The sequence below is a fragment of the Mycoplasma anserisalpingitidis genome (assembly GCF_007859615.1).
GTDB lineage: Bacteria > Bacillota_I > Bacilli_A > Mycoplasmatales > Metamycoplasmataceae > Mycoplasmopsis > Mycoplasmopsis anserisalpingitidis.
On the sequence record NZ_CP042295.1, the window covers coordinates 864,725 to 881,617 of the forward strand.

At 24.7% G+C, this 16,893-nt stretch carries 10 protein-coding genes; all 10 read left to right on the forward strand.

Features of this window, described 5'->3' with window-relative positions; genetic code table 4:
- The first annotated feature begins 65 nt into the window (after nucleotides 1–65).
- The 10 genes from FRW55_RS03565 (at nucleotide 66) to FRW55_RS03610 (ending at nucleotide 16,773) form a co-directional block, all read left to right on the forward strand.
- Entirely contained in the window at nucleotides 66–1,697 is a 1,632-nt protein-coding gene (locus FRW55_RS03565) for a hypothetical protein (protein WP_146368757.1), read from the forward strand.
- A 160-nt stretch (nucleotides 1,698–1,857) separates the two neighbouring features.
- Nucleotides 1,858–2,328, forward strand: a complete 471-nt coding sequence (gene lepB, locus FRW55_RS03570; RefSeq protein WP_146368758.1) for a signal peptidase I — start codon at nucleotides 1,858–1,860, stop codon at nucleotides 2,326–2,328.
- A 107-nt stretch (nucleotides 2,329–2,435) separates the two neighbouring features.
- The gene (locus tag FRW55_RS03575) at nucleotides 2,436–3,416 is read left to right on the forward strand and encodes a lipoate--protein ligase (RefSeq protein ID WP_146368759.1); all 981 of its coding nucleotides are present in this window, start codon (nucleotides 2,436–2,438) and stop codon (nucleotides 3,414–3,416) included.
- Nucleotides 3,416–4,222 (forward strand): alpha/beta fold hydrolase, encoded by an 807-nt coding sequence (locus tag FRW55_RS03580; protein ID WP_146368760.1) that lies wholly within the window; start codon nucleotides 3,416–3,418, stop codon nucleotides 4,220–4,222. The genes FRW55_RS03575 and FRW55_RS03580 overlap by 1 nt, the downstream gene beginning before the upstream one ends.
- A 19-nt stretch (nucleotides 4,223–4,241) precedes the next feature.
- On the forward strand, nucleotides 4,242–4,505 hold the full coding sequence (locus FRW55_RS03585) for a DUF4177 domain-containing protein (protein ID WP_146367655.1): 264 nt from the start codon (nucleotides 4,242–4,244) through the stop codon (nucleotides 4,503–4,505).
- A 77-nt stretch (nucleotides 4,506–4,582) separates the two neighbouring features.
- Nucleotides 4,583–5,143, forward strand: coding sequence for an aminoacyl-tRNA hydrolase (gene pth / locus FRW55_RS03590; protein WP_146368762.1), 561 nt, complete (start codon nucleotides 4,583–4,585; stop codon nucleotides 5,141–5,143).
- Nucleotides 5,144–6,037: a tRNA lysidine(34) synthetase TilS gene (gene tilS / locus FRW55_RS03595; protein ID WP_146368763.1), complete on the forward strand. Its 894-nt coding sequence runs from the start codon at nucleotides 5,144–5,146 to the stop codon at nucleotides 6,035–6,037.
- A gap of 49 nt (nucleotides 6,038–6,086) precedes the next feature.
- A complete protein-coding gene (gene ftsH / locus FRW55_RS03600; protein WP_146368764.1) occupies nucleotides 6,087–8,075 on the forward strand; it encodes an ATP-dependent zinc metalloprotease FtsH in 1,989 nt (662 codons plus the stop codon).
- A 95-nt stretch (nucleotides 8,076–8,170) separates the two neighbouring features.
- On the forward strand, nucleotides 8,171–15,886 hold the full coding sequence (locus tag FRW55_RS03605; RefSeq protein ID WP_146368765.1) for an ABC transporter permease: 7,716 nt from the start codon (nucleotides 8,171–8,173) through the stop codon (nucleotides 15,884–15,886).
- On the forward strand, nucleotides 15,886–16,773 hold the full coding sequence (locus FRW55_RS03610; RefSeq protein ID WP_146368766.1) for an ABC transporter ATP-binding protein: 888 nt from the start codon (nucleotides 15,886–15,888) through the stop codon (nucleotides 16,771–16,773). The genes FRW55_RS03605 and FRW55_RS03610 overlap by 1 nt, the downstream gene beginning before the upstream one ends.
- The last annotated feature ends 120 nt before the right edge of the window (nucleotides 16,774–16,893 follow it).

A 16,893-nucleotide genomic window follows, 5' to 3' on the forward strand; every position in this document is an offset into this window, starting at 1 on the left:
GATTCTTAAACCCAAAAATAATATATTTATATCAAAATTTATTAAAATAAAATCAGAAAGGAAAAATGAAAAAAATATATAAAAAATATTTATTGATTTCAAGTTTAATTCTTGGAACATTGTTTATTTCTATTCCAACAGTAATTTTAGTTAGTAAAAAAATTAAGACTAAAAGAACAATTAATTCATTACCATTTATGATCGTAGAACCACTTAATACTGATATATATGATGATTTAATTGAATCTAAATTAGTCGAAAATAAAGGTTTTATAAATATATATAATACAAAAGAAGTATCATCATTAGATACATTATATGAATTTAATAAACTTTCAAAGCTATTGAATTCTGATAATATGTGATTAAATAACCAAATCAGTGAACTGATTAATACGGTTAATTTTGAAACATATAGCTATGATACTGATTTTATAAAGTCTTTGTATTTATCTGAAGAAAATAATAAGTTAAATTTATATAAACTTGATAAGAATATAGAAAAATTTTGAAATTATGAATTGTGTATTTTTGAATTTTTTCCTTATTCTGATACTAATTTAGATTATATTGTAACAATGTCATCTAGAATTTATAATTTTTTTATAGATAAACATATTGATAAATTTAAAGACAAATATAATTTTGCACGTTATGCTGAGTATGTTTTGAATAATTTTAATTTAGATAAAACAGATGATTGGGTTATTATAGAATGTTTATATACTATTATTAATTCAAAAAGTAATGTCAAATTAAAAACTGATGAGATTAAAAAATGACTTGATCAAAAAATCGATATATTAATTAATACAGATTTACATTATTCTGAAATTATTTTAAAGTTTTTTTATAATGATAATTGAGAAAATATTTTAAAAGAAAAACTTTCCCAAATGTCAGAAATTACACTTCTTGAAAAATATCCAAATTGAATTTATGATTATATGATTTTATTTAATGATGAAAAATCAAATGATTTACTAATTAAGTATATAAAAAATAATCAAAATTGATTATATTCATGATATACATTCTCATCATTAAATATATATTTTAGTTTATGTATAACTAAAAATAGTGAAATTTATTATTCTAAAATATCTAATTCAATAGAAAACAATATTAATGAATTAATTAATAATAATGACTATCAAAACATAAAAAATTTAATTGAGATGTATTTTTACATAAAAATAATTTACAAATATGATAAAAACTTTTTAAGTATGAATTCATTAAAAATTATTGAAAAATTAAATGATTGAATGAAATATAACCGTTCAAATACGGCATATTTATATGCACTAAAATCATTAAATATTTTGGCTAACGAGAATGAAACAACATACATTTACAATGAACAGCTTGAACTAGTAGACGAAAATATTGATAATTTTAATTTAAATACTAATAATATGTCCATTGATCATGCAGTAAATTTAATGTTTATTGCTAAATTGGTGGGTTCTAATAAATATGACGAATTAAAAGATAAAGTGTTAAAAAACAAAGAATCCTTTACCAAAAATACTATTGAATTATCAATATTTTATGAATTGAAAGAAAACATTAAAATGTTAAATTTAAGCACAGAATTTTCAGATGTATTAAATTATTATGATGATATGTTTATCAATATTATTCCTGAAAATTCAAACAAAGCCATAGAAATATATTTCAAAAACAGTATTTAACATTATTAATATAAATATAAAAGACATTGTAGTTAAACCAGAACAAAAGTGATAAAATGCCGTGAACTTTTGTTCTACAAGTATATGATACCCACAGGTTGTGGCATAGATAACAACAAATGAAAATAAAATTAAACATTGAAAAAAGGAATAAATAAGTATGGATATCCTTCAAAATTATAAAAACAAAAAAAAGATTTTATTAAGTGTTTTTTTAATCATAATTTTCATGACACTAATATCTGTATTTTTTGCTAAATTTATAATTATTAAAATTGATGGTGTTTCAATGTTACCTCATTACAAAAATGATAGCCTTCATCTAGTTATAAAAACTAATAATTTTACAAATTTAGACGATGTACTAATTAACAAAAACGAATCATTAATAATTAAAAAATTGGTAGGATTAAGTGGCGATTATATATTCATATCAAATAATAAAATTTTGCTAAACAATCAAGACATAACTAATTATTTTATTACTGATAATTTTATAACCGACGAAATTAATATTATTGTTCCGAATAATTCATATTTTGTTTTAGGAACAAATTTATCTAAAAGTAATGATAGTTTAGATTTTGGTTTTTTAACCAAAGAATCAATGATAGGTAAACTATTAATTTAATATTGATTAACCCTACAATGAAGATTTATTAACTTACATTTTACAATACAGATTAATTCTGTATTTTTTTATTTAAACTCAAAATTGACTTGTAATATAATAAAAATATGAAAATATTTAGAATAAAATCAACCAGTCCATATACGACTTTAAGTTTAGAAGAATTAATTACAAGTGACTCTGAAATGACAGGAGATATCTTTTTAATTTATCAACATGATAATGCTGTAATTATAGGAAGAAATCAGAATGCTTATGAAGAAATAAAGAGGGATTATATCGAAGAAAATAAAATTGAATTAGCAAGAAGAATCAGCGGTGGTGGAGCTGTTTATCATGATTTAGGAAATATTAATTTCTCATTTATTACTAATTACGATAAAAAAGCAGGATATGAAAAATTTTTAAAACCAATTATTAGCTTTTTAAATTCATTAGGTTTAAATGCAGAATTTCATGGTAGAAATGATATTTTGTGTAATGGAGCTAAAATAAGCGGTAATGCGCAATTCATTAAAGGAAATAGGATAGTTTCGCATGGGACTTTATTATTTGATGTGGATTTAACAAAATTATCTAACGCCTTGAATCCCTCAAAATTAAAATTAGAATCTAAAGGAGTTCAATCAATTCGCCAACGGGTAACAAATATAGCAAAAGAACTTAATTATTCAATGAAAGTTGAAGAGTTTATAGAAAAGTTAATGGAACATTTTGTCAAAAACGGAGATGGTGAAATTGCAGAAATTCCATATGAAAAATATGAAAACAAACTAAGAGAGATGATTGAATTCAAAAAATCTAATGAATGACTTTACAACAAAAATGCCGATTTTCAAGCATCAAATGCTAAAAAATTCCCAGGTGGTATTTTAAAAATAAAATACAACATAGAAAACAACAAATTCAAAGAAATTGTTTTCGAAGGTGATTTTTTAAGTAAATTGGACGTCAATGAAATTATAGATAACTTTATTGGTTTAGATTATTCAAAAGATGCTGTTACTAATGTACTAACATCGATTAAATTTGAAGAATATTTTGGAACTCTACAAATTAATGAAATTTTAGAATTGATTTTTGGTTAATGCTTTTAAGAGATAAAATAAACAATTTTGAAATAAATTATTATATTGAGGATATTCAAAATGATAAACCAACTGTACTTTTCTTACATGGTTTTGCGGACAGTTATCGAACTTTTATAAAACTTTTTAATTCAAATGAATATAATTCTGTGGCTATAGATTTTCCTGGATGTGGACAATCGGTTTACAATAATGAATTAAAAATTGAAGATTACCAAAATTTAGTTGAAGAATTTATAAACAAAAACTTTAGTAATAAAAATATATTTATTGTATCTCACTCTCTTGGTTCTGCATCAGCATTGTATGCTCTTAAAAATAATAAAAATGTTAAATATTGTTTATTAATAGCTCCTTTTAATTATTTAATAGCAAATGATTATGAACATGTCCAAATAATGTCTAATAGATTGCTGCCTAAAACTTTTGAGAATATTTATGAGTCTTACACATCATTGTTTTACAACCCAAGTGAATTAGTGAAGAATGCAGCAGAAAGACGTGCAATTAGTTTTGAAACAATTTCAAAACAAAGATTAAATAATTTTGAATATATGGTCAAAAATCAAATACTAAATAAAGAATATAATAATTCAATTAAAGAATTGTTCGCTCAAAAAAATTATTCAATTATCAGTGGTTTTGAAGATAAATTTGTACCCATTAATGATTTAAAACAAGTGATTTTAGACAATAATTATATTGATTTAGAAATCATAAGTAATTGTGGACACGCAACTATTTATGAAGGCTACAACAATGTGAAAAATAAAATTTCACAAATGTTAAAAAGCGGAAAATTATAAAATTATATTAGGGGTTTTTATGGTAGATTATTCAGATTATTCAACATTCTCAACTGCTTCAGGACAGAATTTACCATATGTAGTTATACAAGTTACATTAAAAGAAAAATTTCTTGGTACAGGTTCTGCAAACTTAGAAGATTTGGAAAGTGTTATAAATGCACAAGTAGCAAAAGGATATAGATTGCATACTATTTCAACTGTAAATAGTTCAAGTAAAGGATTGTTGGGTGGAGATAGAATTCAAGCGACAATGGTTTTTGAAAGAAACGATATAAGATAATTTTCATGCCTTAGGCATGATTTTTATTATTAAATTCAATAATAAAACATTTTTAAAATGGTATTATTAATACTAATATGAGATTAATTGTTGGTTTAGGAAACCCCGGTAGAGAATATGAATTAACAAGACATAACGCTGGGTTTATGGTTATTGATAAAATTTGTGAAAAATTAAATGTTTCATTAAATAAGAGTAGAGCAAATGGTGAATTTGTCAAGGTTGATGATTTAATTATTGCAAAGCCATTAACTTATATGAACAATTCAGGTGACTTTGTTGCTAATCTTTGTTCATTTTTCAAAATTTCATGAGATGATGTTTTAGTTATTCATGATGAGAAAGACTTTAGAGTTGGTCAAGCATCAATTAAAATTGGTGGTAGTGATGCTGGACATAATGGTATAAAAAATATAACTCAAAGATTAGGAAACTCAAACTACAAAAGAATTAGAATTGGAATAGGGCAAAACCCCAATAAAGAACTAAAAGATCATGTGCTTGGTCGCTTCAGTAGTGAAGAATTATTATTTTTAGAACCAGTGCTAAATTTAGCTGCAGATGCTGCTATTTCATTCGCTTTTAATGATATCACAACTGTAATGAACTCTTTTAATGGTAAGTTAAAAAGAGGGTAGATGCATAATCTAAAAAAACTTAAAAATAAAAAAATATTAATTGCTGTTAGTGGTGGACCTGATAGCATGTTTTTGTTATATCAATGTAATAAATTAAATCTTGATATTGATGTTGCATTTGTTAACTATAATCAACGTGAAGATAGCTGAAAAGATGAACAAATAGTAAGTGATTTTTGTATTAAAAACAAGATTAATCTTCATAAATTAATTTTAAACAAATCAGATTACGTTAAAAACAACTTTCAAGATTGAGCTCGCAAACAAAGATACTTATTTTTCAAGACAATTTATAAAAAAATAAATGCGGATTGTTTATTAGTAGCACACCATAAAGATGATTTGATTGAGACTTATTTTCTACAAAAAAAACAAAAAAAGAATAAGTTTTTTTGTGGAATAAAAGAAAGAAATTTCATTTATGATATGCATATTTATAGACCATTTTTATATAAATTTTTTAAGAAACAAATTAAAGTTTTATGTGATAAAAACAATATAGAATATGCTATTGATTGTACGAATGAACTACCGAAATATGAAAGAAACAAGATTCGCTTAAAGTTCCTAAATTGTCCTTTTTTTGTAAAGAATTTAATTATTTTACATATTAAAGTGAAGCAAAAGCTTTATTACAAAAATGAAAACAAAGTTAACAAACTTTATGAAGCATGAAGGAAAAATGGATTTGATCAAGGGTATTTCAGAGATTTAAAACTCCAAGAAAGTTTAATTTACAAATTTATTAATGAAAATTATCAAGAAATCAACTTAACAAAAATGAAAATTAAGTCCATAATTGATTTTATTTTGTCGGACAACAGAACAAGTAAATATAAACTAAAAAATGATGTTTTCATTATCAAAATAAAAGGAAAGTTATATTTAAATTAATTTAACATTAAAGTATAATTTTAAAATACTATATTAAAGAAAGGAAAGAATGAAAAATAATAAGCCAAACCAAAGAAAAATCTGAGGCTACAGCATATTGGTAATACTTCTTTTAGGAATCGCTGCATGAATTCTATTGGATTTATTAAAATTTTCAGTCTATAGAGATTCGACTTTTGGTGAATTGATAAAACAACTTCAAGAAATTCTTAAGCTTGGTGCTAGTGATAAAAACACAATTAAAAATATTGTTTATGACCCATCAACAAATCTAACTACTTGAACTTATGTTAAAGAAGGTGTTGAATTACATTATAGAGCTGGCGGTGCTCTTCAAAACTACATAAGTATTTTTAATGGTCATGATTTTAATGGTTTAAGTTTTGCTGATTTACTTTATGAAGCATCAAACAAAACTTTTGACATTAGTCAAGCAGTTCCTAAACCAACTCCTACAATAGTTGGTTGATTCATCACTCTTTTACCTACCATATTAATTGTGGGTATAGTTGGATTTTCTGTTTGATCAATGTTTAAAATGAATTCAGGTGCTGGTGGATCAGGAATTCTAGGTGATAAAAGTCCAGCTCAAAAAATTATCTCTGATAAAAAATTCAAAGATGTTGCCGGAAATCAAGAACCTATTGAGGAAATTAAAGAAATTGTAGACTATTTAAAGAACCCAAAAAAATATAAAGATTCTGGAGCGAGAATGCCTCATGGTATTTTATTAGGAGGTCCTCCAGGTACAGGTAAAACACTTATTGCTAAAGCAACTGCTGGTGAAGCAAATGTACCTTTTTACTATATATCAGCTTCAAGTTTTGTTGAAATGTTTGTTGGTCTTGGTGCAAAAAGAGTTAGACAGGTTGTCGCTGAAGCAAGAAAGAATCCAGCTGCCATTATTTTTATTGATGAATTAGATGCAATCGGTAGAACAAGAGGAAGTGGTATTGGTGGTGGTCACGATGAACGTGAACAAACATTGAACCAATTACTTGTTGAAATGGACGGTATGGAATCAAATGCTGGTATCTTATACATTGCTGCAACAAACCGTGTTGATGTTCTTGATCCCGCTTTAACTCGTCCAGGTAGATTCGATAGAACTATTACTGTTGGATTGCCAAATGTTAAAGAACGTGAAGAAATCTTGAAATTGCATGCAAAAGGTAAGAGATTTGACGCAAATGTTGATTTTAAAAATATCGCGAAAAGAACACCTGGATATTCTGGTGCTCAATTAGAAAATGTTATTAATGAAGCAACTTTATTATCTGTTAGAGAAAACTCAAACAAAATAACTTTAGCAATTTTAGATGAAGCTATTGACCGTGTAATGTCAGGGCCAGCTAAGAAAACTAGAGTCATTACAAAAGAAGAACAAACAATGGTTGCGTACCATGAAGCTGGACATGCTGTTGTTGGTATTAAGATCCCTTCAGCAAGTAAAGTTCAAAAAATCACTATTGTTCCTCGTGGTGATGCAGGTGGTTATAACTTAATTATTCCCGAGGAAGAAAAATACAACATGACTAAGAGTGAATTACTTGCTACAATTGCAAGTTATATGGGTGGTCGTGCTGCTGAATCTATCATTTATGGTCAAGAAAATATTTCAACTGGGGCTGGTAGTGACATCGATAGAGCTACTAATATTGCTAGAAAAATGGTTACACAATATGGTATGAGTGATCTTGGTCCAGTCAAATATGAAAATGACGAAGGAAGTCCTTTCCTTGGTAGAACATTAGCAACAAACAGCAATTATAGTTCAAAAATAGGACATGAAATTGACTTAGAAGTAAGAAAAATAATTGGTAATGCTTTAGAATTAGCAACAAAAACAATTCAAGAGAACAGACAATTATTAGAACTTATTAAAGAAAGATTATTACAAAAAGAAACTATTGTTTCTGAAGAAATTGATTATATTGCTAAAAATCTTAAATTACCTGATGATCCTGAAGAAGAGATTGTTGAAGGCAAAGAAGAGAAAATAAGCATTGATGATTTAATAAAAAGTGTGGAAGAATAATAGAATTACGGATTTTCCGTAATTTTTTATTTCTATAAAAAGGGTAATTTCTTCAAAAATCTTTATAATTATTTAAATTTATAAATAGGAGAATTATGAAGAATTTATTTAAAGAAACTCTTAGATCGCTTTCTAAAAATAAAGTTACTATAACAGGTCTAACTATCCTTGTATTTTTATCTTCATCAGTTTTTACTTTTACTAGTGATATAACAAAATCTATGACAGATGAATATAATGAAAGACTTAAAATATCTAAATTACACGATTTAACACTTGATTTAAACATTCCTTCAAATGGTAGTGCTTATAATAATGGTTATTACATAAATGGTAATGATCAAAATAGTGTTATTATACCAACTGATTATAATGAACCAATCAGATATTTTGATAGTACAAATTATTTAAAAGTTGAGTATGGTGTTTCACTTTTGAATGAAGATAATGATTATATTAATCTTTCTATTTTTAAAGAATTATCTGAACAATATAAAAATTTATATCTTAAAAAAGATGATCTATCTAAATTTTTTAATGTCTTTTATAACAATAAAACACAAAATAAAGTTTTATTTGATATTAATGAAAATTCTAAAACAATTTTATTCAATGATGAATATAATTTTGACTTATTTTACAAGCAAAACAATAACTTCGAACTAGTTACAAAAACTCAAAAAATAAATTCAGATTCAAATATTTATCTTGACAAAATTTACACATTGAATGATATTGCTAAAATAATAGTGAAAGATGATAATTCATTAATAGCTTCAGAATTTTCAACCTTATTTATAAATATCAATACTTTTGAAGCTACATTCGATTTTATAAAAGGTAAAAAATGAGATAACTTAAATCAAGCTTATAAGGTCGAAACTAAAGAATTAACTTCATTTCTAGGATTTGAAGAATTTAACAACAGCGATCACATTTTCACTTCTAATTTAACTAAATTAATAAATAGAGGGATTTATTCAAATACAGATGAAAATAAAATTAAAAATTTTATAATTAATAATTCAATTTTGTTTGGAGATTTGAATAAAAATAGCATTTCAGAATTTAAACAACAAATTTTATTTAGTTTTCCACAAAACATAAAGTTCAATTTACCAAATCAATGAGTGACTAAAAATAACATTTACTCTTATTTTAATAGATGAAATTACACAATCACATATGATGAAATTAATAGGGAAAAATGAACTGGTGATTATAAAACATATATTGAAGACCAAATAAACAAAAATAATTTAGAAATACCAAAAGACTTGAGAGATTTTTCTTTTTGACAAAAGAAAGATGAAATTTTAACAGATTTCTTTGATAAGAATGGAAATTACATTAAAACTATTAAGACCTCAGATTTAACTTCTAAAATTTCGAAGGAAGATTTGGATCTAGATCTTATAATTGCTCCTAAAGATTCACAAAATCAATCAATTGATTATAAAAAATTTAATTATTCTGGAACAAAAACAATCAAACAAATAGAAAACATTTCTGAAGAAAAAATTTATGATGAACTAATCGGTATAAATAACCAAAATATTAAGGATGATACTTTTAATAGAATCAAAAACGGATCATTAGTTATCACTAAAAAAAGGTTAATCACTAAAGTTGGTGACATAGTAAAAGAATCGAATATAGGTTATAGACAAACATTAACTGTTGATGCAGTTGATGAAAAAACTAATCAAAAAAATTCATTTAACTTCATCAATATTGGTGATAAAAACAATGTTGTTAATGGCGTTGAATTAAACGTTGGAAAACTTTATAATGAGTTTTATCAAAAAACATCAATTAATTTTATAAACGAAGGTCAAAATAAATTTTTCAAAAGTAAACAGTTACCTGTTTATGTGTCAGGTTTATTAATAAAATACCTAAATCAAGGTTTTAATATCGATCCAGATTATGTAATTGTAGATAATGAAATAGGTGATATTGAAATTTTTAATCCAAACAACGGAGATCTTAAGAAAATAAACGCAAAGGTTTTTAAATTTTCTAATTTTGATAAAGAGGAAATAGATATAAATAAATTTAATGAATACGGTTTTGCATCTGATTCAAATAAAATTATCGTTGTTAAACAAAACAAAGTTAATGATGAAATAATTTGAAAAAATGTTGTGTTTAATAATCATAATTCTATTTATTGAAATGATAATGACATTATAGATTTAATGATTAGTCAAAATTGAACCTTAAAAACTTCATACATTAATCCAAATGGATGAGCCAAAAGTGACAATTCATTCAAGAACACAATGTCTCTACCTTTAGGGTATGTTGTTCCTAATGCTGATATCGTAGACGAAGCATTAAATAAACAAACTTTAAATATATTTATTGATTCAATTGAAAAAGTTCTATTAGATAGTGATTTAGTTCGTCAAGGCTACATATCTAAAGAATCAATGTCTGTGTTTATGGAATCTCTAAAAAAAGCTTTAAACGAAAATGATTTATACAAGTTATTTACTGGAAAAGCAAGTACCGAAACTTTACCTAAAACAATCTTTTCTTTAATTTATAATCTTACACAAACAAAAAACGGAGATTATTTATCAGTAATTATTAATGGAATATTTAATAATATAAAACTAAAAATAAACAATTTCAATACTGTAAATGAACAAAAAGAATATTTAACGAAACAAATTCAAAACTTATATGAGTTTGTTAATAAATTCTTTGGACTAAATTTTGAAAAATATTTTAGTCCATCAGAATTAGTTAATTTATCTAAAGATCCAAAAATTGTTTTAGATTGTTTGAGTAATATAATTCTTTCATTTGACTTTAAAACTTTTACAAGTAAGATTATGGACTTTTATAATAGTGGCGAGCACAATAAAACCATTAATATTGATAATGAAGAATTACAAATTAAATTAAGTTCATCTCAAATAATAGTCTATTTATTAGAGTCTTTAAATCAAACAACTGTTAAAAATTCACTTGTTAACATATTAAATAATTTAGATGAAAATATGTTTGTTAACAAAGAAAATAATATATTCTTAAATAGAATTCTTGATTTATTGCCTGAAAATATAAAAACAATTGTAAAATCAGTCTTTTCAGAAACAAGAATTTTTGACCCTGAAAATACAGAAAAATTCAATAGTTTCAAATTAATGATCGCTCAAATTTTAGAAATATTTGACTTTAATATTTTTTCATCAGAATTGAGAAAAAGTTTAAATATCTATAAAATAACCGATGAATTAGTAACATACAATAAAAGCTTAGAAGAATACCAAACAACTAAACGTAACTATGCTATTTATTCATTTAAGACATCAGATATATTAAAATCATCTTTAAAAGCTTTATTTTCGATACCTGGTTCGAATAAATTAATTAAAAATTTAATAATTGAAGGATTGAATATTTCATCAAAAAATACTGTTATCAATATTGATGAAAATAACAAATTATTAATTCCTTCAGCCGATAATGAAAAATTAGATTTCTTCGATTTAATTAAAATTTTTAATTCTGGTAGTTTTGATTCTGTAAAATTACGTAACTTTGAAAAAGATGTTATAATTTTTGAAAAAATCCCAAATAACTTTAATTCAATTAAAGATTTAAATTATTTAGAAAAGGAATTTTTAGAAAAATATAATGTAACTAACAAAGGCGAATTTAATGAATTTTCAAAAAAGTTTAATCAAGTTATTCAAATGATTAAACTTGACAGAAATAAAGTTAATTTTTCAAGTGAAATGAATGTTGCGAACCTATCAAGATATTTAGTAAACTACAATTTTGGTTTAGGAATTGACCACGAAGATTCAAATACTTATTGAACGATCATTAGTGGATTATTAAATAAAATTATTCCTTATAATGCAACAACTGAGTTTAGTTATGGTTTAGATGGGTTAAATTTATTTAAATTATGATTTGAAATTTTCATGTTAGATGAGAATATTTATTCTAAAAATGAAAAAATTAGATTTGCAAATAATTTATTAAGTTTTGCAAACAAAAAAGAAATTATTGAATATTTCAATGATAAAAAATTATTAAATCCAACTTTATCGAATATACCGCTACCTGAAAGTGCTGATTTTGCAGTTTCTCGTTCTATTGTCGACTTAAACGGAATGATCGAATTATTCTTTAAGGAAGAAAATGGTACATTAACTAATGTGGATTTAAATAATTTCGTTAATAATAATGTTAAATTTAAGTCATTTATTTTAGAAAATAAAAAAGAAATAACAAGAATGTTTAGTTATATAGCTTCATCTGATAAATACTATAGACAAAATGGTGAAGCATTATTAACACAAATCATTAGAAATCTAATTAATGGTGATTTAATAAAAGACGAACTTTATAATAATAAGGACATTTTTAAGATTATTTTTGAAAATGAAGAGACAACTGAAATTACTACTCTTTTTGGTATAAATTCTATTTTATTAGATCCGATTTTAAGAAACTTGACGCCGGAATTATTAATTTGGTTATTTACTGAAAATTCAAACAGTGAAATAAATCAAGATTCTTTAGGCAATTTAGCCTGATTTATTCAAAATAAAATAATAAACTTTGAAGAATTGGTTAAGTCTGATTCTGATGCATTTTCACTACTATTTAAAAATGAAAAACCATTAAATACTTTAATTGAACATGAAAGTGAAATTGATTTAATTATCGATAATACCCTAAATATTAAAATGTCTGAGTTTATAGGACAATTCATATTCTTTGATATCGATATTACCAAACTTTTCTTAGACACTTTAAATTCAATTACTATTGAAACATATGATGAAAACGTTATCAAATTCAATGACACAAGTTCATATGTAGCAAAAGTAAATTATTCATTCTTAATAAATAACAATAAAGCAATTTATGAAGGTAAAATACCTGACACTCCAACTGAAATTGAGAGATTAATTAACAAACTAGATTCAAAATTCTTAATTGATGTTAATGGAATTAAATTTATTATTATTGGTGAAGATATTACAGCAGACTACTTATATCCAGTAATTGATGAAAACAATATTCAAGTAGATACAAAAAATCAAGCCTTAATTTATGTTAATGAAAATGGATTTGATAGAGTTAGATTTGCATATCAAGGTAATGTGGTCAAGGAATATTTATTAATCAAAACACCCGAAGAAATGAAAACTTCTGAATTAAAAGAACAAGTAACCAATATTGTTAATAATAATTTAGAGAGCAAAAATACAGCGATAAAAAGAGTTTATGAAGCTACAGAAACTGACCCGATAAACCCAGAAAGAGCTCTTAGAGTAAGTATTCTATCAGGTTTAATTAGTTCAATTCAAAATGTTTCAAATATAATTCTTACAGTTCTATTAGTTTTGGTTTCTACTTCAATTGTTTTTATTATTAGAAGATATATTAATAATAAAAACAAAGTTATTGGTATCTTGGTAGCACAAGGTTATTCAACATTACAATTATCTATTTCATTTACTGTTTTCGCCATGTTTACAGCATTAATTGGTGGTATATCGGGATATATTATTGGATTTATTTTACAAGAGCCAATTGGTAAGATTTTCAGTTCTTATTGAACATTGCCTCCTAGTCCATATAAATTCTCATTCTTAAGTTTTGCTTTAACAATTATTGTTCCATTTATTGGAATGTCAATATTAATTGTATTAATTTCATTGATTTCATTACGTTATAAAGCGATTGATTTAATGTCTGGTATCACTGAAATTAAAATTGGTCAAAAACAAAAGAAATTCCAACAATTATTTAAGAAAAATAATGTTAAAGTTAGATTCAGTGGTTCATTATTGTTCAACAGCTTTTGAAAATTAATGTCATTTGCATTAAGTATAATACTCACAGGAATTACAGTAATATTTGGATTATCTACCTTTAATGTATTTGATAAGTCGATTCAAAAAACTTACCAAAATAGACATTATAAATTCAAATATGATTTAGAAACTCCGACGGCTCAAGGTGGAGCAATTCATCCATTTAATATTGATGATTTAGACAAGTCAATTTACGTGCCACTTGGTGAAGGAGTTGAATTAAAAAGAAATTATGCAGATTATTTTAGACCGGGTTATTCTTCAATAATTAATTATGGCGAAAAAAACGGTGATCCAGATGAGTTTACATCACACATTCTTTCTCAATTCTCAGTTAATATTAAAGTGGATTCAGGAATTGCCGCTGATCCTTGATCAATTGCATACAACTCAATGCCAGATTCACAAAAATCAAGAATTAATTTAATAAGAGATAAAATTGGGAAAGAACTTGAATTAACTCAAGAGGGATTAGTTATTAATAATGAAGGTCAAGTGGATTTTGAAAAAACTACTAAAGAATTAAATTTCTTCCACTACATACCAAACAAAACAGTTATTACAGACTCAAAATTCATGTATTATGAATGAAACAATAAGACTAAAGAATATGACATTAAACAAATAACAACTAAAAATTTAAGAGAAGAATATAGAGAATTTTTAGTTAATGCATATAACAAAATTAAAGAAAAAGAATTAGAAGATTTCTTGATTTCATTTGGTGGAATTTATTTTGATGAAAAATATGACGAAAAATACACTTATGTTTCAAGTGAAATAAACAGTGAATCAATTAAATTGTATGGATATGATCAAAATTCAAAATTAGTTAAAATAACAAATTCAAGTGGCGATGATCTTATTGAAAAATTAAATAATTTTGAAGATGCTAGATATATTCCACTTGTAATTAACCATGTAAGTTCTAAGAAATTTAATTTAGGTATTGATTCAATAATTGAATTAAATGTATTAAATCATATTGACAGATATACCTATAAAATAAATGAATCGGCAAATTCTAACTATAGTAAACCTTCAACAACTTACAAATTTAAAGTTATTGGAATTAGTGAAACTTACATCAATCAAGAATTTGTCATTTCTAAAAAGGACGCAGATAGAATTACCGGGCTTGATAAAATGAAATTTAGATATGACCAACCATTCAACGGGATTCTTTCTTCTTCAGATAAAGCTACTCAAATTCTAGGTTCCACATCACTTTATTCTCCTTCAGGTTATTGAGCTGGTCTTTCAACTTATGATGTTAATAATCTTGACTTAAAAGAAAAACAAGAAATTTATGATAACTTATTCGGTGAAAAAGGAGTTATGATTTCTGCTGGAAATTCAAAAGAAGATGTGGCTATGTTTTTAAGTGCTGGTTCATCAAATAACTATGAAACAGTATTTAACAACCTAAGAAGTAATCCTGAAACTTCAATTGATAAATATTCCGCAATTTTTGATGGTTGACTATACATGTCTACAGCTTCTTCTTTAGAGTCTAAAGATATTGAAGTGTCATTTACTAAGTCAATTTCAAGTAACATGGAAAGTTTATCAACCATTATTATCAGTTTAGGTTTAATTATTACAATGACTATTATTGTCATAATTTCACATATTTTAATTAATGAAAATAAGAAGAATATAGCAATTTGGTCTATTTTAGGATATAGCCAAAAAGAAAAAATTATAATGTTCTTCTCAATATTTATTCCATTTATTATTATTTCAACATTAATTGCAATTCCATTCTCGCTAATTATTATTAACATATTTAGTAATTTATTAATTCAGATTGCAGCTATAGCTGTTCCAATAAAATTAGGAATTATGCAGGTTATTTACACATTAGTAATTATTTTTGGTGTTTTTGCAATTACAACATTTGCATCATGAAAACACATAAATAGTATAAAACCAGTAGAATTATTGAAAGGAAAATAATGTTTAATTTTAAGAAAAATATAAAAATTAACAAAAATAATGTATTTGATTACATTAATAATGAAATTAAAGACAAAGAACATGTTGTTAGTAATAAAGTTGCTAAACTACTTAAAAAAGCAACTAATTCAAAACGTAAAAAAGATTCAAATAAAAATAAGAAAAATAATAACAATAACATTATTGAAGTCCAAAAAGTTAGTAAATATTACCTATCTGGTAACACAGTAACTAAAGTCCTAAATGAAGTAGATTTAGAGATTAAAAAAGGTGAATTTATAATAATTTATGGAAAATCTGGTTCAGGAAAAAGTACTTTACTAAACTTAATTAGTGGTTTAGATCGTCCTAGTCATGGAGATGTTATCGTTTGTGATAATAATTTACCTTATTTAAGCGACAATCAATTAACCTTATTTAGACGAAAACATGTTTCATTTATTTTCCAAAATTATAATTTACTAGAAAATCTTACTGGTTATGATAATGTTGAAACTGGACTTTATCTTCAAAAAAATAAAGAAAAACAAAAAGACATTAATGAACTTTTCAAACAATATGAAATTTATGAAGTTAAAGATAAATATCCAGCCCAAATGTCTGGTGGTCAACAACAACGGATTTCTATTTTAAGAGCTTTGGCTAAAAATGCAGAATTAATTTTTGCTGATGAACCAACCGGAGCTCTTGATGAAAACACTACAAGGATTGTACTTTCGAATTTATATGACATTAATAAAAATGAAGGAACAACAATTGTGATGGTTTCGCATAATCCATCAATGATGCCAATAGCAGATAGAATTATTAGAGTTGAAAATGGAAAAATCACTAGCGATAAAAGAAATGCAAATAAAATACATCCAAGTGAATTAAAACAATTATAAAGCGAAGCACAACGATAGTTGTGTTTTTGTTTAATTAAACTTATTTGCAATAGAAAAATACATATTTTGCTTAAACTAGGGTATTAAAAAACAAAATAAATATATATAATTAATATACTT